The 22653-nt window shown below is 60.7% G+C and carries 18 protein-coding genes; 4 read left to right on the top strand and 14 right to left on the bottom strand.

Annotated features, from left to right (window positions below; all coding sequences use genetic code 11):
- Positions 1-7 precede the first annotated feature (7 nt).
- The 13 genes from AC1RKH_RS00850 to tssB all read right to left on the bottom strand — a co-directional run bounded on the left by AC1RKH_RS00850 (position 8) and on the right by tssB (position 16813).
- Positions 8-646: a DUF2931 family protein gene (locus tag AC1RKH_RS00850; protein WP_493060702.1), complete on the bottom strand. Its 639-nt coding sequence runs from the start codon at positions 644-646 to the stop codon at positions 8-10.
- The gene (locus AC1RKH_RS00845; RefSeq protein WP_493060701.1) at positions 643-1503 is read right to left on the bottom strand and encodes a hypothetical protein; all 861 of its coding nucleotides are present in this window, start codon (positions 1501-1503) and stop codon (positions 643-645) included. Before AC1RKH_RS00845 ends, AC1RKH_RS00850 begins: the two co-directional genes overlap by 4 nt.
- Positions 1490-2128 carry a DUF2931 family protein gene (locus tag AC1RKH_RS00840; RefSeq protein WP_493060700.1) on the bottom strand — a complete coding sequence of 213 codons (639 nt, stop codon included), beginning with the start codon at positions 2126-2128 and terminating at the stop codon, positions 1490-1492. Before AC1RKH_RS00840 ends, AC1RKH_RS00845 begins: the two co-directional genes overlap by 14 nt.
- Positions 2125-2985, bottom strand: a complete 861-nt coding sequence (locus AC1RKH_RS00835) for a hypothetical protein (RefSeq protein WP_493060699.1) — start codon at positions 2983-2985, stop codon at positions 2125-2127. The genes AC1RKH_RS00840 and AC1RKH_RS00835 overlap by 4 nt, the downstream gene beginning before the upstream one ends.
- Positions 2972-3610 carry a DUF2931 family protein gene (locus AC1RKH_RS00830; RefSeq protein ID WP_493060698.1) on the bottom strand — a complete coding sequence of 213 codons (639 nt, stop codon included), beginning with the start codon at positions 3608-3610 and terminating at the stop codon, positions 2972-2974. The genes AC1RKH_RS00835 and AC1RKH_RS00830 overlap by 14 nt, the downstream gene beginning before the upstream one ends.
- Positions 3607-7584: a type VI secretion system tip protein VgrG gene (gene vgrG / locus AC1RKH_RS00825; protein ID WP_493060697.1), complete on the bottom strand. Its 3978-nt coding sequence runs from the start codon at positions 7582-7584 to the stop codon at positions 3607-3609. Before vgrG ends, AC1RKH_RS00830 begins: the two co-directional genes overlap by 4 nt.
- 2 nt (positions 7585-7586) lie before the next feature.
- Positions 7587-10250, bottom strand: coding sequence for a type VI secretion system ATPase TssH (tssH, locus tag AC1RKH_RS00820; protein WP_493060696.1), 2664 nt, complete (start codon positions 10248-10250; stop codon positions 7587-7589).
- 155 nt (positions 10251-10405) lie between these two features.
- Entirely contained in the window at positions 10406-10897 is a 492-nt protein-coding gene (locus AC1RKH_RS00815; RefSeq protein WP_493060695.1) for an Hcp family type VI secretion system effector, read from the bottom strand.
- Positions 10863-12653: an OmpA family protein gene (locus AC1RKH_RS00810; protein WP_493060694.1), complete on the bottom strand. Its 1791-nt coding sequence runs from the start codon at positions 12651-12653 to the stop codon at positions 10863-10865. The genes AC1RKH_RS00815 and AC1RKH_RS00810 overlap by 35 nt, the downstream gene beginning before the upstream one ends.
- 7 nt (positions 12654-12660) lie before the next feature.
- Complete coding sequence (tssL, locus tag AC1RKH_RS00805; protein ID WP_493060693.1) at positions 12661-13344, bottom strand: type VI secretion system protein TssL, short form; 684 nt, start codon at positions 13342-13344, stop codon at positions 12661-12663.
- The gene (tssK, locus tag AC1RKH_RS00800; protein ID WP_493060692.1) at positions 13341-14696 is read right to left on the bottom strand and encodes a type VI secretion system baseplate subunit TssK; all 1356 of its coding nucleotides are present in this window, start codon (positions 14694-14696) and stop codon (positions 13341-13343) included. The genes tssL and tssK overlap by 4 nt, the downstream gene beginning before the upstream one ends.
- A gap of 41 nt (positions 14697-14737) precedes the next feature.
- Entirely contained in the window at positions 14738-16276 is a 1539-nt protein-coding gene (gene tssC, locus AC1RKH_RS00795; RefSeq protein WP_493060691.1) for a type VI secretion system contractile sheath large subunit, read from the bottom strand.
- 33 nt (positions 16277-16309) lie between these two features.
- A complete protein-coding gene (tssB, locus tag AC1RKH_RS00790) occupies positions 16310-16813 on the bottom strand; it encodes a type VI secretion system contractile sheath small subunit (protein ID WP_493061356.1) in 504 nt (167 codons plus the stop codon).
- Between the two features lie 563 nt (positions 16814-17376).
- Here tssB and AC1RKH_RS00785 point away from each other — a divergent pair.
- Complete coding sequence (locus AC1RKH_RS00785; RefSeq protein ID WP_493060690.1) at positions 17377-18057, top strand: glutathione S-transferase family protein; 681 nt, start codon at positions 17377-17379, stop codon at positions 18055-18057.
- A gap of 432 nt (positions 18058-18489) precedes the next feature.
- Here the strand turns inward: AC1RKH_RS00785 and AC1RKH_RS00780 are convergent, their stop codons facing one another.
- On the bottom strand, positions 18490-19494 hold the full coding sequence (locus tag AC1RKH_RS00780; RefSeq protein WP_493060689.1) for a LysR family transcriptional regulator: 1005 nt from the start codon (positions 19492-19494) through the stop codon (positions 18490-18492).
- Positions 19495-19653: 159 nt separating this feature from the next.
- On the opposite strand from AC1RKH_RS00780, the gene AC1RKH_RS00775 reads away from it, so the two are divergent.
- From AC1RKH_RS00775 to AC1RKH_RS00765, 3 genes are read left to right on the top strand one after another with little or no spacing between them, the layout of a single operon-like run.
- The gene (locus AC1RKH_RS00775) at positions 19654-20952 is read left to right on the top strand and encodes an MFS transporter (protein WP_493060688.1); all 1299 of its coding nucleotides are present in this window, start codon (positions 19654-19656) and stop codon (positions 20950-20952) included.
- A 12-nt stretch (positions 20953-20964) separates the two neighbouring features.
- Positions 20965-21720 (top strand): class II aldolase/adducin family protein, encoded by a 756-nt coding sequence (locus AC1RKH_RS00770; RefSeq protein WP_493060687.1) that lies wholly within the window; start codon positions 20965-20967, stop codon positions 21718-21720.
- The gene (locus AC1RKH_RS00765; protein ID WP_493060686.1) at positions 21717-22646 is read left to right on the top strand and encodes a 2-hydroxyacid dehydrogenase; all 930 of its coding nucleotides are present in this window, start codon (positions 21717-21719) and stop codon (positions 22644-22646) included. Before AC1RKH_RS00770 ends, AC1RKH_RS00765 begins: the two co-directional genes overlap by 4 nt.
- The last annotated feature ends 7 nt before the right edge of the window (positions 22647-22653 follow it).

Below are 22653 nucleotides of genomic sequence, written 5' to 3'. Positions count from 1 at the left end.
CTAACTTTTACCAAGTGCCATAGGGAATCCCGTGCTGGTCGATGTAGGCCTGCGCCTCGGGGTTCGGCGCCCGGTAATAAATACCGTTGCCGTTCCGGTGGGGCCCGAGCGGCTCGACCTCGGCCTGAAAGCGCCCGACTTCCTTGAACCCCAGGCACGGCCCACCCACCCAGACCTTGACGATGCCGCCGGGAGCCATGCCTAAAGTGATCGCGAATCGATAGTCATCTATCCACTCTTTGGAACCCTGACAAAACACCCTCTCCGGCCTGACCATCTCGTCCCGCACCCACTGCGGGATCGGGATCCTGATCTTGTAGGCCTGCGGTTCCACCAGCGATTGCCAGCGCAGGAAGAGCCGTTCCGGCAGGTCGACGTTGTTCACCGGCTTCATTTCCCCCCCCCCTTGGTGCCAGCCTTCCGCTTTGCCGGTGTAACTGGCGACGCCAGCATGCACGCGAAAAAACGCCAACCCGCGCTGATCGAGCACATCCACCGTCTCGACCCAGACTTCCATGTGGCGCGGCGCAGCGAGGCCGACGTACCAGCTGTGGTACGGCAGCTTGGGCGGCGCCGGGGGTTGAGGCCCGTTCGCGCAGGCACTGAGGCTGAACAACAAACCGACCAGCAGGCTCAGGCGCTTCATTCGGGATAGCCTTTCTGCGGCAGGTTCTTATAGACCTTGCGCGTGTTGTCCGGCGTCGGTTTCATGGCCATCACCCCCGTGCTGGGGAGCCAATGGGCGGACTGGTGGATATAGCGGCGACGCAATAGGCGCTCCTGAACACGGTCGAGGCTGACCTCGACGCCCCCCAGCACCTGATCGAGGATCTGGGTGGCGATGGGTTGCAACTCGTCGGGCAGCCGGAAACGTCGGTCTTCGTCGCTGATGACGTCAAACGGCACGTCATGACGCACCCCCAGTTCACGCATGACCCGCAGGGCAATCCGCGACAACTCGCCGCGCACCGGCCGGTCGAGCGCGATGGTCAGCAGGTAGTCATCCTTGTCCTCGCTGTTCTTGCCCTGCGGCGCCGGGGTCATCGACCAGGTATGGATGGAGAGGTGGCCTTCATCACCGGCCAGACCGCTGGCCTCCAGGGCCAGCATCTGGGTCCGGGCCTTTGCCCATTCCAGATGCGCCTGCACCGGGCGGTTGGCTTCCTGCGTGACCCGGCGGGGCGGCGTCAGCCACAGCCGCTCGCGGGCACGCGGCAAATAGCCGCCGCCAATGTTCGAGTGCACCCCCGGCAAGCTGATTTCACGATGGCCATCCAGCACGCTGTTGAGGGCAAAGTTGTGCCGGCGCTCGTCGCGGGCCTGCAACTGGATGACCTGCCGCGCGCAACCGGGCGGCAGGTACAGGTTGACGCCGGGGTTGTCGTCGTTGGCCACGCTCAGGTCCGCGCCCATGATGGCGGCAACGGTGTCGAACAGGCCGATCAGGTTGAGGCGGACATCCTCCGCCGGGGCGAAACTGGCCAGCAATTTACCAAGTGCCATACGGAATCCCGTGCTGGTCGATGTAGGCCTGCGCCTCGGGGTTCGGCGCCCGGTAATAAATACCGTTGCCGTTCCGGTGGGGCCCGAGCGGCTCGACCTCGGCCTGAAAGCGCCCGACTTCCTTGAAATCCAGACACGGCCCACCCACCCAGACCTTGACGATGCCACCGGGGGCCATGCCCAAGGTGATCATCTTTCGATAGTCATCCTTCCACTTTTTGGAACCCTGGCAAAACACCCGCTCCGGCCTGACCATCTCGTCGCGCACCCACTGCGGGATCGGGATCCTGATCTTGTAGGCCTGCGGTTCCACCAGCGATTGCCAGCGCAGGAAGAGCCGTTCCGGCAGGTCGACGTTGTTCACCGGCATCATCGACCCCGCCCCCTGGTGCCAGCCTTCCACTTGGCCGGTGTAACTGGCTACCCCGCCGGACACATGAAAGAACGCCAGCCCACGCTGATCGAGCACATCCACGGTCTCGACCCAGACTTCCATATGGCGCGGCGCGGCCAGACCGACGTACCAGCTGTGGTACGGCAGTTTGGGCGGCGCCGGTGGTTGAGGCCCGCTGGCGCAGGCACTCAGGCTGAACAACAGGCCGACCAGCAGGCTCAGGCGCTTCATTCGGGGTAGCCCTTGTGTGGCTGGTTGGGATAGACCTTGCGCGTGTTGTCCGCCGCCGGTTTCATGGCCATCACCCCCGTGCTGGGGAGCCAATGGGCGGACTGGTGGATATAGCGGCGACGCAATAGGCGCTCTTGCGCCCGGTCGAGGCTGACCTCGACGCCCCCCAGCACCTGATCGAGGATCTGCGTGGCGATGGGTTGCAACTCGTCGGGCAGGCGGAAACGTCGGTCCTGGTCGTCGATGGCGTCAAACGGCACGCCATGGCGCACCCCCAGCTCACGCATGACCCGCAGGGCAATCCGCGACAACTCGCCGTGCACCGGCCGGTCGAGCGCGATGGTCAGCAGGTAGTCATCCTTGTCCTCGCTGTTCTTGCCCTGCGGCGCTGGGGTCATCGACCAGGCATGGATGGAGAGGTGGCCTTCATCACCGGCCAGACCGCTGGCCTCCAGGGCCAGCATCTGGGTCCGGGCCTTTGCCCATTCCAGATGCGCCTGCATCGGGCGGTTGGCATCCTGCGTAATCCGGCGGGGCGGCGTCAGCCACAGCCGCTCGCGGGCACGCGGCAAATAGCCGCCGCCAATGTTCGAGTGCACCCCCGGCAAGCTGATTTCTCGATGGCCGTCCAGCACGCTGTTGAGGGCAAAGTTGTTCCGGTGCTCGTCACGGGCCTGCAACTGGATGACCTGCCGCGCGCAACCCGGCGGCAGGTACAGGTTGACGCCGGGGTTGTCGTCGTTGGCCACGCTCAGGTCCGCGCCCATGATGGCGGCGACGGTGTCGAACAAGCCGATCAGGTTGAGGCGGACGTCCACCGCCGGGTCGAAATTCGCCAGCAATTTACCAAGTGCCATAGGGAATCCCGTGTTGGTCGATATAGGCCTGAGCCTCGGGATTAGGCGCCCGGTAATAAATGCCTTTGCCGCTCAGATATGGCCCCAGCGGCTCGACCTCGGCCTGAAAACGCCCGACTTCCTTGTGCTCCAGACACCCCGTACCCAGCCAGACCTTGACGATGCCACCAGGGGCCATGCCTAAGGTGATCGTGTCTCGATAGAGGGTCACCACTTCTTGGTCCCACTTGCAAAATACCTTTTGCGGCTTAACCATCTCGTCGCGCACCCACTGTGGAATCGGGATCCTGATCCTGTAGGCCTGCGGTTCCACCAGCGATTGCCAACGCAGGAAAAGCCGCTCCGGCAGGTCGACGTTGTTTATCGGCTTCCCCCCCCCTCCTCCTTTGGGCCAGCCTTCCGGCTTGCGGGTGTAGCCGGCTACCCCCCCGGACACATGAAAAAACGCCAGCCCACGCTGATCGAGTACATCCACGGTCTCGACCCAAACTTCCATATGGCGCGGCGCAGCGAGGCTAATGTACCAACTGTTGTACGGCAGCTTGGGCGGCGACGGGGGTTGAGGCCCATTGGCGCAGGCACTGAGGCTGAACAACAGGCCGACCAGCAGCATCAGGCGCTTCATTCGGGATAACCCTTCTGCGGCTGGTTGGGATAGACCTTGCGCGTGTTGTCCAGCGCCGGTTTCATGGCCATCACCCCCGTGCTGGGGAGCCAATGGGCGGACTGGTGGATATAGCGGCGGCGCAACAAGCGCTCCTGCGCCCGGTCGAGGCTGACCTCGACGCCCCCCAGTACCTGATCGAGGATCTGGGTGGCGATGGGTTGCAACTCTTCGGGCAGCCGGAAACGTCGGTCCTGGTCATTGATGAGGTCAAACGGCACGCCATGACGCACGCCCAGCTCACGCATGACCCGCAGGGCAATCCGCGACAACTCGCCGTGCACCGGCCGGTCGAGCGCGATGGTCAGCAGGTAGTCATCCTTGTCCTCGCTGTTCTTGCCCTGCGGCGCCGGGGTCATCGACCATGTATGGATTTCAAGGCTGCCTTCATCACCGGCCAGACCGCTGGCCTCCAGGGCCAGCATCTGGGTCCGGGCCTTTGCCCATTCCAGATGCGCCTGCAGCGGACGATTGGCATCCTGAGTGACCCGGCGAGGCGGCGTCAGCCACAGCCGCTCGCGGGCACGCGGCAAATAACCACCGCCAATGTTCGAGTGCACCCCCGGCAAGCTGATTTCTCGATGGCCGTCCAGCACGCTGTTGAGGGCAAAGTTATGACGGCGCTCGTCGCGGGCCTGTAACTGGATGACTTGCCGCGCGCAACCGGGCGGCAGGTACAGGTTGACGCCGGGATTGTCGTCGTTGGCCACGCTCAGGTCCGCGCCCATGATGGCCGCGACGGTGTCGAACAGGCCAATCAGGTTGAGGCGGACGTCCACCGTCGGGTCGAAACTGGCCTGTAATCCGGAGCGACCGGCTTGCAACAACTCGCCGAACAGGCCGCGATCCGGTTTCAGCAGCTCATTGGCGCAATGCCGCGCCGCCGCCGCGCCACGACTGAAGCCGAAAATATCGAACTCGATACGACGTATAGCGCAATCGGCGTTCTTATCAGCAAATGCCCGCAACTGCTTTTTGATCAGGTCCGGCGCCTGCTCAACCCGCGCCACCACCCCGGTTTCCCCCCGTCCCGTCAACAGGCCCTGCAACACGTCCTTGCCGCCACTGCTAGTGCCGATGCCCTCCAGGTAAACCTTCACATAGCCGACTTCGGCTCCAGGAGGGAGACCATCGACGGCATGGTCCGGATACAGCTCATGCAGATGCGCCACATTACTCGGCGCATTCCCATAACTGCTATCCGGCGCCCGGTCGAAGCCATTGCCGTCGAACCCATCAAACCCGTACTGGTTGCACTCCTCGATGATGCTCGCCAGTTCGCTCGGGTCGAACAGCGCCAGGTCCTCGCGCCGGCATTGTTCGGTGGCCCCGGCATTGGCCTGGTTGTTGCCGGTGCCGTCGAAAAACAGCCCCAGGCGCAGGGTGATGCCGTCGAGCTCTTCTTCCTCTTCCTCTTCTTCCATGTCGTAGATCAGCGAGAGTTTTTCCGGGGTGGCGGTGCACACCCGTTCGGTGAAGCCCTGGCTGTCGGTGGCGCCTTTCCAGACCTTGCCGGATTCGGCGGTGATCTTGTAGCGCATGCCGGGGAGGATCGTTTCGCCATCGCTGGCAAATAGCCGGAACTGCTCATCGAACAATAGCGGCGGGTCGATGAGCGCGGGCAGTGCCGGTAACCGTGGGGCCTGCGTGGCTTTGTTCTGGACATAGTCGAAATTCGGCGCCTTGACGGTGTAATCGCCTTCCGTGCCCGATTCGATGCTGTACGGGTCGAGGGTGATGTAGCTGCCGCCGGCATTGAGGGTGATTTTCTTCTTGGCCGTGATGCGGATTTCGTCTTCCGTGCTGGTGATGTCGAGGCCATGACGGGCCAGCAGTTGCAGCCGGTCGTTCTGCGCCTGAATGTTCACCGGCCCCTGATTGGCGATCAGCTTGATGCCCAGCTTGCGCACGAACAGGCTCAGCCCTTGCCCCACGCCCACGAACAGGCGCTTGACCACGCTGATGTCGGCCTCGCCACCGGCGTTGAGCATCAGGTTGTGTTGCGCCGCCAGTTGCAGGTGCTTGCCGCTGGTCAGGGCGATGCCCTGCGGCGCGCTGAGCAGCAGGACCGACGACTTGAGTTGTTCCAGGTCTTGCCGGAGCAGGTTCAGTTGCGCGTGGATGTCGGCGGGTTCGGCCAGACTCGCCTGGGCGTCGCTGGAGAGCTTTTGCAACTGTTCGCCAGCCTGTTGCAAGCGGCCCACCGCTGCGCTCATGTCGAGTTGCTGGCCCTGCGCTTTGGGCTGCGCATCGGCACTGATAAACACACCCTTGCCCGCCCGAATCGCGCCCCAGCCATCGGTGCGCAGTTCAAAGCCTTCGCCGCGTTTTTGTTTCTTGGCATCGACCAGGTGCCCGAGATTGAGCTGGCTCTTGCCACTGTGCTCGGTGCTGAGCTTGACGTGCTCCTGGCCGCGGGTGTCGTCCATGCGCAGTTTGTTGTTGGCCGGGGTGCGCAGCACGTTGCGCTTGTAGTTGTAGAGGGTGACCGGGTCCGGGTGCTGGCTGTCGTGCAGGGCGTGGGCGATGTAGGGGCGGTCCGGGTCGCCTTGTTCGAAGGCCACCGCCACTTCGGTGCCGGCAATCAGCGGCAGGTGCAGGCCGTGGGTGTCGCCGGCGTAGGGTCGGGCCAGACGCAGCCACAGGCTTTCCCGCCCGGGTTTCCAGCTATCGCGGTCGAACAGGAAGCTGACCCGGTAGCGCCCTTGCGCGTCGATCTCGGCGTAGCGGTCGTGGGCCAGCGGGCTGCTGACGCGGGCCGGCACGGTGCCGGCGATTTGCGGTTTGGCCGGTATCTCCGGGCGAAAGCACACGGTTTCCGAATAGGGCATGGCCTCGAAGCTGACGTCGAAGCTGCGATCACGCGCAGCGCGGGTGCTCAGCGCGATGATCACCGCCCCCGGAGCAAAGGCCTGCGACGCGCCGCCGGAAATTTTCAGCACCTGGCCGGGGGCCAGGGTGGCGCTGCTGCTGAGGCCGCTGAGTTGGGTCTGGCCATTGAGGTAGCGCTCGTGGCGCAGGCGGGCGTAGAAGTAGCCGCTTTCGCTGTGCAGGTCTTCGTCCTGGGCCAGGGCATCGCCGAGCACGGTGTAAGGTTCGGCGTAGTGGTAGGCCTCGCCGTAGGTGGTTTTGGCGCCACGGCTCTGGTCGACGGCGCCGTCGAGGTGGGCCTTGGCATCAAGGGGGTGGTAGGCGCGAAAGTGAATATTCTTTTCCACCACCGCGTGGCTCGATTGCAGTTGCCACACACCGTCCTGAGCGCTGCTCAGCCCGGCAGGCGGGCGGTACGGTAACTGCACGTCGAACTGATAGCCGCGCTGGTCGTCGCAAAACTCGACGACGTCGATGCGCAGGCGTTCGTCGCTGGTGAAGCGGTACCAGATGCCGACCTCGGCCAGCAGCCGGGCGATGAAGGCCAGGTCGCTTTCGCCGTACTGCATCACTTGTTCGCGCTTGGGATACTCGCGCACCAAGCGGAACAGAAAGTCCTGCCCCTCAAAGTCGTGGCGGCTGCGCAGGATGCTCTCGACAATCTCCGGCACCGACTGGTGCTGATAAATGCGGAACTGTTTGCCGCGAGAGAGCAAGGCCAGACGGGGTTGCAGGGTGAGTTCGTAACGGGCTTCGTCGTTGGAACCGGACAGGCGCTTGAAGCCGCTGATCACCCCGTGCAGGGTGCGCAACGGTTTGACGGTGGGCGGGTCGAGGAACGTCAGCTTTTTCGCCGGCGCGTGCAGGCTGAAACAGGCGTCCTGGCCGAGCAGTTGTTCGGCGGCCAGGTCGTGTTCGGTGCTGGTGAATTCCACGCGGTAGGTGAACGGCTGGCTGAGGCGCTCTTCGCCCTCGAAGGCCAGGACGTCGAGGTGGGCCTGGAGATTGCGGACCCAGAGCTTATGCCGGCTGTGGTCGAAGAAGGTGCGCAGTTCGTTGAGCATGTTCAGGCCTCCATGGCGACGGACTGCGCCGCGTCCTGTGCGTCGGTGAAGTGCAGGGTGATGCCTTCATCGTCGCTGTAGCCCAGGGCCACGCCATGGGTTTTCTGTTGGGCTGCCTGACGTTGCAGCAGTTGCTGGCTGAGCACCGGCAAAATCTGCTGATTGAGCAGGCTGTCGATGTTGCGCGCACCGCTGTCGGGCAGCAGGCAAGCGGCAACCAGGACATCGTTGAGTCCGTCGTCGATCTGGCAAGCCAGGCCATAGTGACGCTGCAAACGCCTGGCGACCCGGGCCAGTTTGAGCGCGACGATGCGCTTGAGTGCGCAGGCGTCCAGCGGCCGGTAGATCAGGGTCTGAAAGCGTGCCAGCAAGGCCGGCTGGAAGTGTTCGCGCAGGATTGGCTGCAGCAGTTCGTGCAGGGTGCTGTCCAACGCGTAGGGGTGTTCCTGTAGACAGGCTTGCAGTTCGTTGCTGCCGAGGTTGGAGGTCATGACAATGACCGTGTTGCGAAAGTCGATTTCGCGCCCTTCGCCATCGCGCATGAAGCCACGGTCGAAGACCTGGTAAAACAGGTTGAGTACGTCGCGATGGGCTTTCTCCACTTCGTCGAGCAGTACAACGCTGTAGGGTCGTTGGCGTACCGCTTCGGTGAGCACGCCGCCCTGGCCGTAACCGACGTAGCCGGGCGGTGAGCCTTTGAGCTGGCTGACGGTGTGGGCTTCCTGATACTCGGAGAGGTTGAGGGCGATGAGCGACTTCTCGCCACCGAACAGGCTGTCGGCCAACGCCAGGGCGGTTTCGGTCTTGCCGACGCCGCTGGTGCCCACCAACAGGAAGACGCCCAGCGGAGCCTTGTCTTCGGTCAGGCCGGTCTTGGCCGCACGCAAACGCTGGGCCAGCGCGCTCAGCGCAGAGGCCTGCCCCATCACTCGTTCGCCCAGCTGCTGTTCCAGCGCCAGCAGGCTGGCGTGTTCATCCTTGAGCAGACTGCCCAGCGGCACACCGGTCCAGTCGGCAATCACTTCAGCCACGCTGCGTGGGTTTACATCGAGCGAGAGCAGTGGCTGGTTGCCCTGGATCTCGCTCAGTCGTCGTTGCAACACCACACAGTTATCCATCCGTGGTGGTTCGGCCCGGCGTGCGTCGAGCAATTGTTGTGTCAGGTCGAGCTCGTGCCGGTATTGCCGCACCAAATCGATTTGCTGGCGCTGCAGCTCGGCGTGTTGCGCCGCGATCATCGCCAGACGCTCGTCAGCGCTGTCGCCGCCGAGTTGCCGGTCTTCTTCCAGGGCCTGGCGCTCCAGCTCAAGGGCGGCCTGTCCGGCCTTGAGTCGAACCAGCGCCTGTGGCTCGCAGTCGAGGCTCATGCGCACTCGCGCGCTGGCGGTGTCGAGCAGGTCGACGGCTTTGTCCGGCAATTGCCGGCCGGTCAGGTAGCGCCGCGACAGGCTGACCGCGGCCTGTACCGCCGCATCCTGAATGTGCACGCCGTGGTGGCTGGCGTAGCGAGCCTTGAGACCCCGCAGCATGAGGCTGGCGTTGGTGTCATCCGGCTCGTCGACCTTGACCATCTGAAAGCGTCGCTCCAGTGCCGCATCGCGCTCGAAGTACTGTTTGTATTCGCTCCAGGTGGTGGCAGCGATGGTGCGTAACTCTCCCCGGGCCAAGGCGGGTTTGAGCAGGTTCGCCGCGTCGGCACCGCCCGCCTGGTTGCCTGCCCCGATCAAGGTGTGGGCTTCGTCGATAAACAGCAGCACCGGGTTTTCGGACTGCTGCACGGCATCAATGACGTTTTTCAGGCGTTGTTCGAATTCACCTTTGACGCCGGCGCCCGCTTGCAACAGCCCCAGGTCAAGGGTGCGCACACTGACCACCTTGAGGTTGTCCGGGACATTACCCTCGGCGATGCGCAACGCCAGACCTTCGACCAGAGCGGTCTTGCCAACCCCGGGTTCGCCGACAAGGATCGGGTTGTTCTTGCGACGGCGACTGAGGATGTCGATGACCTGACGGATTTCATCGTCACGGCCGAATACCGGGTCGATCCGCCCTTCCCTCGCCTTGGCGGTGACGTCGTGGGTGAATTTGTCCAGCACTGCCTGCAAGGCGTCATGCCTGGGAGCGCTGGAGGGATTAGCGAGTTGGTTTGAAGACACGTCGGTTTGGCCCAGGGCGATTTCCTGCTGCACCTGTGGACGTTCGTCGGAGTGTTGATCGAGCAATGCAAACAAACGCTGCAACTGAGTATCGCTGAGGCTGAGCAGCGGCCAGGCGGCTTCGCACGCCAGCAGGCTGGGGGTCTCCAGCAACGCACTGAGCAGGTGTGCTGAACGCAGGTTGTCGTTGTTGCCGTCCAGCGATGCATGCAGCCAGGCGTTCTTGATCAGTTGCTGCAACTTGCCACACAACTGCGGCTTGCTCTGCACACTGTGCGGCAGGCTGTCGAGATGCTCGAGTAGCCCGCGCCAGAGCGCGTCCATATCCCATTCATAGCGGCGCGCGATGAAGGTTAGATCGCCCTCGCCTTGCTCCAGCAGTTTGAGCAGCCAGTGTTCGATGCTGATCTGCGCATGGGCGCGGCTTTGACACAGCGAAGCCGCCGCACTCAGCGCCTGGGCACAGTAGGGATTGAGACGGCGAAGCAAACGAGTGGAATTGTGTGCCATGCGGGTACGTCCTTGTTCTGGATTTTCAGCGTGTCGTCGGTTGTGCAAGCGCTGGGCTTGAAGCTCGATGTGTTTGGCTGAGCGCCCGCGAACGGACGCTCAACCCTGCACACCGCGAACCGGCAGACAGAAACCCGTCTGCCGGTTCTATTGCGTCAAGCGCTCAGACGCTCGTTCCAGGAGTCGGAGTGAATGATGTTGCCGTCCTTGTAGGTCCAGGTGACCTTCTCGTAGCGCAGCTCAACCTGCTCCAGGTGGTTGTGCTTTTCCTTGGTCGGGTCTTTGACGTCGTGCATTTTCGGCGCGACTTTCACCACTTTGACGTTTTCCAGCTTGGTGACGAAGTACTCGACTTCCTGGCCTGCATCGTCGATGCGGTACCACTTGAATTCGGCGCTCTTGAGGGTCTGCCCGGTGGTCACCGCCTTGTACAGATAGGGACTGGAGGCATCGATTTCCTTGGAAAACAGGAACGGTGTGTGAACCCGGGTGCCTGTCAGCTTGCCGGTATTGTTGTCGGTGGGAATGTACAGGCTGTGGTCCTGAGCGATGACCTCGATGCTGCCTTCGCGCTTTTGCACATCCACTGAACCTTTGATGGCTGCACCGCCGTCATCTTGCAGCCACAGGTAAACGGGAATTGCCATGTGAAACTCCTTTTCTCGGAACATGAATGCCGCGGGATGCGACTGGGGGTTGCCTGTCCGGCTCCGCAGTGGGGAACACGCAGGCCCCCGCTTCCGGCACCAGACGGATGTCGACGCGACGGTTGGCCGTGCGTCCGGCCTCGGTGTCATTACTGGCGATTGGCTGACTGGCACCGAAACCCTGAACCGCAAAGCAGCTGTCGGGGATATCGCCCATGCGTTGCATCCAGTCATGCACCGCAGCGGCTCGGGCACGAGACAGCTTGAAATTTTGTTCGGCGTTGCCAGTGACATCGGTATGCCCGGCAATGACGATCAGCCAGCCTGGCTGGGCTTTGATGTCGACCAAGGCATTGATCAGTACCTTGGTCGAGTCAGGCTTGAGTTGAGCGCTCCCCGTATTGAACAGCGACAGGCTGTCCAGACGCACCGGCGCGGGGCTCCCCGCTGGCATTGGGGTCGCCCACGGCTGACGGTGACTGGCAAGCACCGCCAGCAGTTGAGCTCGCAGGGGTTCGCCGCGATACAGGCCCAGGCCTAACGCCAGGGGTTCGCCCTGTCGGTAGTAGCTGTCCAGACGCAAGGCATCCTGACGGAGCACTGTCACCGCCTCATCACGCTGACCGAACTCGGGCTGGTCACGATGTGCCGACGGGGGAATAGAGGTGTAACGACGCAGGTCATCACTGACCTGGCGTACCAGCAGGGTGTTCTGCCAGGCCGAGCTGGCCAAGGCGATGACACCAGCCACCACGAACAGCCACAGCGCGATAAGACTTGCGCGGCGTGCCGGAGAATTCTGGGTATGGCTCGGGAGCAGAGTCAGCAAGGCATCAGGAAACGGCAAGGCCGCGTCCGCGCCGGACAGCGTCTGCCCGGGGTCAACCAGCGCTATCTTGTCGCGCAGCCATTGTTGCCACAGGTTGCCCACGCGCGTCTGGGGCAGTGCCGGTACCAGAGTGATGGCGCAGGCCAGCGCCAGGTTGACGGGATGGCGGCCTTCGCGGGTGGCGAAATGTGGCAGTACCGCCTCGCCCAGCCAAGCCGCAACGCTATTCAGTTGTACGCTGGCGTGCAACCGTGCTGCCTGTGTTGTGGAGTCAGCGGTCTGCCGTTGCCAATCGCCCAAACTGACGCACGCACCGGCCTCGCGCACGCTGGGGCTGGTTTGACCGGCTTCCCAACTGAACCAGGGCCCCTCGCCGCGCGAGGCTTGCAGGTAACTTACCAACAGTAGCGGCAGCGCTATGCCGCGCTTGCGAATCAGCGCTACCTGGTAGCGAAAGGTGCGTACCCGGCCGGCCAACACGGCGCTGTCGGTGTGTTCGCCAGGGTTGACGATGAACATGACACTGAGCTGCCCGCCCCAGTCCGGGCGCGAAGCTATTACGCTTTCGCTGACTGCCGGCAGCTGTTCCAGGTCAGGCACCCGCAGATAACAACCTCGCTCGGTGATGCGCAGGGCCAGTTGTTCAGCGGGAATCGCGCCAAACAGACCGGCCAAACCATCACCACAGACCAATACCACGGGCTGAGGGTAGGCAGCCGGTGGCAAGGACATGTTGTCGGTCAGAGTCAATGACTCGCACAGTCGCGCCGCACGTCGTCCCGCTCGGATCCAGGCCAAGGCGACGAAGACCACAGCGGTCAGAACCGCCATCGCCCGTATCCAGTTGGCAAACGGAATGATGGCCAGCAGCGCCAGGACAAGCGTACCGGCCCATAGCCAGAGGCCTCGTTTCAATTTCAACGTCATCTGCCCCTCACGACTGGCCAGGCAAAAGCGTGACGATCAGAGTGCCCAACAGATTGTCCAGCCCCCACCAGGCACCAATGAGCAGCAGGCCCGCTGCAAAAACATGAGCCAGTGGTGACCGCAACCAACGCAGGGTGTCAGTTCGATGGCTGAAGTTTGTTTGTGTCGCTAACGTCTGTCTGAGTGCCAGTGGCGCAACCCGCGCATTCAAAACTGCCAGCAATTGCTCACGCTCGGGGTCGTTCAGATCGCGGTAACGACCTCGAAATCCAAGCATCAGCACCCGCAGGAATGCCGTCAGCACATGCTGATCCGGTGCGGGGTTGCGCAGCACTTCGCGCATGTCTTCATACAAGAACTCACCGGCCTGGTGACGATTGAAAAACTTCGCCTGCAGAGGTTCGCTGGCCCAAGTGATATGGGCATCGTCCTTGGCACAGGTGAGCGCGGTTTCATCCAGCAAGGCACATTGAGCGTGGCTGATGTGGTCGATACTGCGCTGGCTCAGGCCGGCATGCTTGAGCAGTTGGCGAACGTGCTCGACCTGCTTCACACAGTGCTCCCACAACTCCGGGCTATTCTGCGCCGAAGCCCCCTGCCGCAGCTCGACTACCAACAGATAGCTGTCCTGCAACAACGCGTCGATATCCACCGCAGTGGCAGTCTGTTTTTTGGACGCGATCAGGCTCATGCGCGCAGCACCGCGAACAGTTCAAGCTTCACCTCGGCCAGGGTGCTTGGAACGTAGAAGGCACAGACCCCTTCGGCCAACATGGCCCGCCCCTTTGCATGACTGAGGTCAAGGGCGAAGTACTGATTCTCCAGACGTAGTGGAATAGCTGCCGGCACATGGCTGAGCGACTGCAACGGAACACCGTCAAGCGCGGCGTTGATCAGATGATCGACCTCGTCCGGCGTACCTACCTTGCACAGACGTGGGAACTGACTCTGCAACTGCACGGCAGGCAGGCGGCAACGGACCGACAGATAAAAGTCGGCACCGTCACGCTCACGCAGGCGTGCGTCATTGAGGGAGACCTGCCAGCGGTTGGCGCCACTCTCCTCCAGTACCAGGGCAATGACCCGCGACGGCAGGCTGGCCTCCAGCAAGGTGGAGATAGTACGCATCAACGGCGCGAATACGGTTTCCAGGTGTTCGTGCCGATAGGCTGGAATCTGGTCGATATCGTGTTCCAGCGAAAAAGTCAGCAGACTGCCGGCCAGCTTTGTCAGCTCAAGATAGACCTGCTCGGGGTGTCGCGCGGGATGAGCCTTGAGATCAGCCAATACCGGTTGGTAGGTGTTCAAGGCATTGAGCAACCAGAACAACGACACATCAGCCACCGCGAAGTCAGCCATACGCTGGTTGCTCTCGCGACGCATGCCCATCAGCCGCTGACGCTTGGCGGACAGCTGGGTCAACAGGTTATCAAGCTGTGTCAGCAGCCCTGGATGAGCAGCGAAGCTGAGCAACGGCGGCACATAGGCTGGATCAAGACTCCAGACACCCTGCCCGTCGCGCACCAGACGGGCGATCGGGCAGGTCAGGTAATCGGCGTTTTCATCGCTATCCAGGCGCAGGCTCAGCGCGTATTCCAGTACGCCGATCGACTGCACCTCGTCTGCGTATAGGTCCTGTACCTGACGCCAATCCTGGCGATAGCGCGCCGGCCGATCAGCCCTGGCGCCGTCAAGCACACAGTTGTTGCCATTGGCCTGCTCCAGCGGCAACGCCAATAACAACGTGACCTCCTGGCTGGCATCGGACAGCACTCGGACCAACTCCAGCGCAGGGGGCAGCCGGTCCACATGATCGCTATCGACCAGGGTGCCATCGGGCATGCGCACAAGCACTTGGGTTGCCTTGAGCTTACCCAGTCGCAGGGCTTGCGGGTCAAACCCCACCGCCTGCACACCCCAAGGGTGTACCAGGGACAGATGGGCCAGACATTCATTTGCCCAAGCCTCCCAGCGCGTCTGCTGCTGGAATTGCTGCGGGCACAACAATGCCCCCGCGGCCCACAAGGGGCGGTCGATCTTCATGGCGTCGTTTCCCTACGCAGTGGCTCGGGTTTTGAAGTGGCTTAGGCTTTCGCTTTGGGCATCTGCGAAACCAGCGACAAATTGACGTCCATGCCTTCCACCTGGAAGTGCGGCACGGCATACAGCTTGACGCGGAAGAAGCCCGGGTTGTCCTCGATGTCTTCTACGGTCACCTTCGCATCGCGCAACGGGTGTGAGGCCTGCAGATCGTCGCCCGGGTCCGTCATTTCGGTCACCAGCCCGCCGATCCACTTGTTCAGTTCCAGCTCCAGCAGGCGACGGTCCTTGGTCGTTCCGATATTCTCGCGCTGGATCAGCTTCAGATAATGAGCGATGCGCGACAGCAGGAAGATATAGGGCAAGCGTGCATTGATCCGGCTGTTGGCAGTGGCATCAGCCGTGTCATACAGCGCCGGCTTCTGCGTGGAGTTGGCCGAAAAAAAGCACGCGTAGTCCCGGTTCTTGTAGTACGACAGCGGGATGAAGCCGAGATTGGCGAATTCAAATTCGCGGGTCTCTGGAATCATCACTTCGGAAGGAATTTTCACCTGGTTGCCGGTGCCCAGATCGTACAAGTGGATCGGTAGCTCGGTGACCGCACCGCCTGACTGTGGTCCGCGAATCTGCACACACCAGCCGTTAGTAATGAAGCTCTTCACCATGTTTGCGGCGAAGGCGAACGAGGCGTTGGTCCACAGATATTTATCGTGATCAGGGCCCTTGACGCTTTCGATATAGTTGAAACTGCGTACCGGAATGGTGTCTGGTCCGTAGGGCAGACGACCCAGAACGCGCGGCATCGTCAGGCCGATGTAACGGGCATCATCACTGTCGCGGAACGCCTTCCATTTGATGTATTCGGCACGATCAAAGTAGTTGCCGATGTCCTTGATAGCCGCAACCTCTTCCATCGACTCCTTGCCAAAGAAAGCCGGGCCAACGGAACCAATGAAAGGCATGTGCGCCGCGGCCGCAACCTTCGAAATATTGCGCAGCAGGGCAATATCCTGCGGACTGCGGTCGAATTCATAGTTGGAAATGGCCGCAGCAATCGGCTCACCACCCGGCGTGTCGTACTCCTGGGTGTAGGTGTGGAAATACAGGCCGCTCTGGGCGATCTCCGGTACATCTTCGAAGTCTTGTACCAGATGATCCTTACTGATATCCAACAGTTCGATGCGTACGTTCTGGCGAAAATCGGTCTGGTCAATCAGCGATTTCACGCCGCGCCAAGTCGACTCAACGCGCTGGAAATCCGGGTGGTGCATCACCGCATCAAGTTGGCGACTGATCTGTGCATCCAACGACGCGATGTGCTCATCCAGCAGTGTTTTATCCAGACGCTCGACTTTTTGCGACGATTGTTTGATCAAGTTCAAAAACACGCTGACGGCGGCAGTTACCCGCTCATCGGCAGAAACCTCGGACAGCGCCTCAGCGTTCTGAAAAGCTTCGATACCAACCAGCTCTGCAACCGGGCTGAGATTGATCTTGCTGAACAGGGCGCCATATACGCCTTGACTTTCTTCAGCCAGCACTGCGCCGCCGCGTGATTGCGCGGATGAATGTTCTACGGACATTATGGAAACTTCCTTTTAAACGACCGGGGTCAATTAACGATCTTCTTGCGTAGCCAAGGCAGCCAATTCGGTTCGCAGTTCGTCACTCAGCGCATCATCCTTGAGGATGCGTTCCAGTTCATGACGGAAGGTCGCGTTGTCCAACAGGTTCGACTTGAGGTCGCGCAGCAGGTTTCGCATAGCCAGCAAGGCACGCAAGTGCGGTATTTGCCGTGCCACCTGCTCCGGCTCAAAATCCTTCATGCTCTGAAAACTCAACTCGACAGAGGTGTCCGCGTCATCATTGACCAACGTATTTTCCACCGCCAGTTTCAGACGCGGAGAAAACTCGGCCAACACGCTGTCGAAGTTGTTTTTGTTAATATCGACTTTGCTTCTTTCGGACAATGAACGCTGTTCTTTGCCGTTACTGTAATCCCCCATCACCATCAACTTCAGCGGCAACTCGACTTTTTTCTGCGCACCGCCAGTGTGCAAATCGAGCTTAATATTGACCCGAGCCTTGGGCACTTCATTTTGAAAACTGTTTGAAGCCATAACTCCTCCAGACACCTGCGCAACAGCAATGCCGCCACGAAAATCAAGCAAGACTGGAATTCACACCTTTAGCCGACCCAACACAGTAAAGTTGCCAGCACGCCGCGCATAAATTCCTTTTATATACAATGGGCAAAGCACTTACGGCACATGCACCGATCTCTCCCCTACAACCACGATGAACTATCTCGCACAACCACACCACCCGCGACGCACAATCAGGAACACTCCCACAGAAATATATTTATACTCTTAAAGAATCATCCTACAAACGGTTGTTATAGAACCGCCGCAATAGTCAACTGCCTCAGTCCCTGGCACTCGGCAGGCGCGCCCTATCGACCGCCTCAAGTATTCCGAAACGCAGATGCAGTAGACATTTTTCTATTTGGAATACGCTGACTCCCCCATGATCGTCCCTTCTTCCTGTAAACCATCGTTACAAGCGGCGGCACGTAACCCGAGAGGGTATCAGGCGCCATCTGTCGTAGCGGCCCTTCGGCCCCTTCGAGCCGTCATTCCAGCGACTATGATGAGGGGCAACACCACTGAGGAGTTGAAAGATGTCGCTGACTCTTTACTACCATCCGCTGTCGTCGTACTGCCACAAAGTGCTGATCGCGCTCTACGAAAACGCTACCGAATTCGAAAAGCGGATCATCAATCTTGCGGACGACGCGGACCGGGCGGAGCTTCAAGCCCTCTGGCCACTGGTCAAGTTCCCGGTCATCAGTGACCACCTGCGCCAGCGTGCTCTGCCAGAGACCACGATTATCATCGAGTACCTGGATCGCTACTATCCGGGTGAGCAACCGTTGATTCCGAACGATTGGGAGGCCGCACTGGAGGTGCGTCTCTGGGACCGCTTTTTCGACAACTATGTGCAGGAGCCGATGCAACAGATCGTCGGTGATCGCCTGCGCAGTGCCAACGCTGACTTGAGCAAACAACGGTCCACGCTGGAGACGGCCTACGCCATGCTCGACCATCGGATGGCGTCGCGAATCTGGATGGCCGGTCAAGACTTCAGCCTGGCCGATTGCGCCGCAACCCCGGCGCTTTTCTATGCCAGCACGCTCTTGCCGTTCCCTGGCGAATTCAAGCATTTGAGTGCCTATTTCGACCGTTTGACGCGCAGACCGTCCGTCCAGAGAGTCATCGACGAAGCCCGGCCGTACTTTTCGCTCTACCCCTTTGCGGACGCCATCCCGAAGCGGTTTTTCCAGTCACCGGACATCACTTGATGGTGTCGATATGGGGCCCTTCGACACGCGACTAACGGTACTTGAGGGTACTCCTCCACCTTCCTACGATAGGTTTACGCAACTGTTAAATGCTCCTGCAGTTGCGTAGGTGGTGAGTGATCTGAACCCCTACCAAGCTCACCACTTGTTTCATGCGCATCTTGAGCCTCATGGGCTCTACTTCCTCCCCATCAAAGAGCTTTGAGGCTCTTTTTTGCCCGGAACAAACGCCAGAAACCATAATGCCCGGCACTAGACCAATACCTGGCAGTCAGGCGTTGGCTGCCGAAAAAGATCGCAGCCTGCGGCAGTTCCTACGGGGGAATGTGCCGGTCTGAATTCCCCTTGACTTACCGGCATGAGGGCAAGCCCCCTCAAGCAGCCTTTCGGGAGTTCACTGACCACCCGTCGCCAATGATGCCAATCAAAAAGTCAGTCTTCCTTGCCGACCTCTTGATCGGAAGATTGTTCTGCAACTGCAATGGCATGCTGGAAACTTTCAAGAAACACGGTTTCTGCATGGGTCATTTTTTGCTCGCGGTTCCACAACAAGTGAATGTCTACATCGGAGACACCATCCCTGGGCGGCAGGCGCCAAAGCATGCCGTTGTAGAGGTCGATATCAAGTAAGTGCTCCGGCAAACAGCCGATACCAAATCCTGCGATCACCAACCTGCGAATTTCTTCAAAGTTTGATGACGAAGCGACGATCCTGCCGGTGAAGCCCTGTTGGTCGCGAAACACGGTAAGCGGCGATAGATTGCCGCCAATCTGGTCGCTCGTGAAGCTGACAAAGTTTTCCCCCTGCAGCTCAGCCAGATCGAGGCCCCGCATTCCGAAAAAACGATGGCGTTTTCCGCAAAAGAAGGCATATCGCTGACGTATCAGGCAACGCTGCTCAAGCTTGGGTTGAGCAATGCGACAGAGACCAACACCGGCGGTGGCGGTCTTCTGCATCAGCGAACTGAGAATGTCAGAGCTGCGCAGAACCTCTATTTCCAACTCCACACGCGGATGGTTGAGATGAAAGCTCGCGAGAAAATCATCATAGACCGTCGATTGCACCCGGCTGATCGAGAGCAGACGAACCTTCCCCACCACATCATCCTGGGGGCCTTCGATGGCCGAGCCGATGCGCGACACGTTGCCATACATCTCTTCGGCAATCCGCAGCACTTCCTCTCCGGCCTCGGTGAGATCGAAGCGTGGCCCCTTGCGCGAAATCAAGGCGCACTCCAACTGCTCTTCCAGCCGCTTGAGCGATTGACTGACGGCCGATTGGGTAATGAACAGCCGCGCCGCAGCGCGGCTGATGCTCCCCTCCTGACCAATAGCCAGATAAGTGCGCAACAAGTTCCAATCCAGTCGATCGTTGAGGAAACGCCGCCCTCCCCATCTCGCTTGCACTAACTCTTCATTCGAGTGTTTGCTGCTCATCTTGATGTCCATTATTAGCATGGCTTAATCAGCGATTAAGAATTAGCAAATTGCTTAATTATAGAGGCTACGAGATAAAGCACGCAGGCGCCAGAGGGACAGAGCGTTACCGTGATCCGATTGATCCCTGTCGGAATAATAATTAGAGAAGGGCCTTGCATGCGTACTCACTCCAACCAACCGCGTCGCGCAGCGGCTGCCGCCTTCGTTGGCACGACCATCGAATTCTACGATTTCTACATCTATGCCACTGCGGCGGCACTGATCCTGGGGCAAGTGTTTTTCCCCAGTTCGGACTCCACGCTGAGTACGCTGGCCGCATTCGGCACCTTTGCGGTGGGCTTTATTGCCAGACCCATGGCCGGCATGGTCTTCGGCCATTTGGGCGACCGTCTGGGACGCAAAAAAATGCTGCTGTTCACCATGCTGCTGATGGGCCTGGCAACCACTGCCATCGGTTTGTTGCCCGGCTACGCCAGTATCGGCGTCTGGGCTCCTGTCGGCTTGATCGCACTGCGCATCATCCAGGGTATTTCGGTGGGGGGTGAATGGGGCGGTGCGGTGCTGATGGCCAGTGAACACGCCCCGGCCAAGCGCAAGACCTTCTACGCATCCTTCGCCCAATTGGGCAGCCCGGCAGGTTTGTTGCTGGCATTGATCGCCTTCCGTCTGGTGACTTCGCTTTCACCTGAGCAGTTCGCCCAATGGGGCTGGCGTCTGCCGTTCCTGTTCAGTGGTGTGCTGATGATGATTGGCCTGGCGATTCGTTTTGGCGTGCAAGAATCTCCAGAGTTCAAGGCCATCGCCGACAAGGGCGAAACCGTCCAGTATCCGGTGCTTGAGGTGATTCGTACCTGCTGGCGGCAGATTCTGTTCGCGGCAGCTGCGGTAACCATAGGCTCGGCCGGGTTCTTTTTCACCAACACGTTCATGATCACGTATGTCACGCAGTATCAGGGGATTGCGCGTTCGACGATTCTCGATTGCCTGTTCCTGGTCACGGTGATCCAGTTCATCTCCCAACCCATCAGCGCACTGCTGGCCGAGCGCATCGGTGAGGGCCGCTTCCTGAAGTTGGCCGCCCTGCTCTCCATGCTGGTCCCCTACCCCATGTTCCTGCTGGTCAGCACTCAGAACATCGTCTTGATGACCCTCGGCATTGCCATGGCCGTGGTCGTTCTGTCTGGCCTCTACGCGGTGATCGCCGGTTACATGGCCCAGGCGTTTCCAGCGCATTTGCGCTACTCGGGAATTTCCATCGCGTATCAACTGATCTGCGCCATTGCCGGGGGATCCACGCCCATTATCGGCACCCTGTTGGCCAGTCACTATGCCGGCCAGTGGATGCCACTGGCGATCTTCTTCAGTTTGCTGGCCGCCCTGTCGTTGATCGGCGTCTGTGGCCTGGCCCGTCTGCGCGGCGAGTCCACCGCCACCGCCCCCCAACTTGCGCTTTAACAAGGAGCTCACATGTACACACCCGACAACATCGACCCCACCGAGTGGAAGGCACGCTGCGAGTTGGCGGCACTGTATCGGTTGGTCGCGTATTTTCGCATGACCGATCTGATCGACACGCATATCACCCTGCGCATCCCTGGTCCCGAACACCACTTCCTGATCAACCGCTACGGTGTCATCTTCGACCGCATGAAAGCCAGCGATCTGGTGCGCATCGACCAGCATGGCCAGGTGGTGGGCGGTCCGAACGACCGTACTCGGGTCAATGCTGCAGGCTTCGTAATCCATTCGGCCATCCACATGGCTCGTTCGGATCTCAATTGCGTGGTGCATACCCACACCGCGGCCGGTATGGCCGTGGCAGCCCAAGAGCAAGGTCTGTTGCCAATCAGCCAGCATGCGCTGAAGTTCTACGGCAAATTGGCCTATCACACGTATGAAGGCATTGCGCTGTCGCTGGCCGAGCGCGAACGACTGATAGCCGACCTGGGGCCACACAAGGCCATGATCCTGCGTAACCATGGCCTGCTGGCAGCCGGTGGAAACGTGGCTGAAGCATTCCACGAAATTCACTTTCTGGAGCGCGCCTGCCAGGCGCAGGTCGCGGCGCTGGCCGGTGGTAGCCAGTTGGTCTACCCCAGCGAAGAAGTCTGCCGACACACTGCAGAACAGTTCGGTCGCGATGAAGCCGAGGAAATCATGGGCCTGAGCTGGAATGCCGCCTTGACCTTGATTGAAGACCAGCGCGAGTCCTATTGCTCATGAACACGATCGTACTGCTGTCGCGCGACAGCATCCTGCTCGGCCAGCTCCAGGCGGCCTTTGCCCGCCAGGCGCCGGACATACGAGTGGTGCTCGCCGACGACCCGCTCGCCAGTGAAGCACAAGTCGCGGCATGCTGGTTCCCGCCGGCCAACAGCCTGGGCGCGCTGCCCAATCTGCAACTGGTGCATTCGGTCGCCGCGGGTGTCGATCATTTGCATACCGATCCCAGCTGCCCGAACTTGCCGGTGTGCCGCGTGGTCGATCCCGCGCACCGCCAAGGCATGACCGAGTACGTACGCTGGGCGGTGATTCACTATCACCGACGTTTCGATCAGGTCTTGCAGCAACAGCCTGACCAGCACTGGCAGCGCCCGGTGCAGATCCAGGCAAAGGACTTCAAGGTCGGTGTAATGGGCCTGGGCTCGTTGGGCGCAGCCATTGCCGAGGACCTGGCCAGCGCCGGCTACAGCGTTCGCGGCTGGGCGCGCAGTGTCAAGAGCATACCCAACGTGGCCTGCCACAACGGCGAGCGGGAGTTCAGCGGCTTTCTCGAAGGCCTCGATCTATTGATCAACCTGCTGCCGTTGACCTCGGCTACCCGAGGCATTCTCTGCACTGAAACCTTCCAGGCCCTGGCGCCAGGTGCAGTGGTCGTCAACTGCGGTCGCGGCCAGCACGTACGCATCGACGATCTACAACAGGCATTAAGCAGCGGCCGGCTGCGCGGTGCAGTGCTCGACGTCTTCGAGCGCGAACCTCTGCCGGTCGATGATCGCCTGTGGCGCATGCCTGGGGTGATCGTCACCCCGCACATGGCCTCGGCCGCGTCCCACGACTGCATCGCCAGCCAGATTGCCGAAAACACGCGGCGGCTGGCCCGTGGTGAACCCCTGAACAACCCCGTCGATACGTCCCTGGGCTATTAAGACACGC

It is taken from the genome of Pseudomonas sp. GW822-FHT06B12, assembly GCF_058799675.1.
This window is presented reverse-complemented; position numbering and strand designations above follow the sequence as displayed.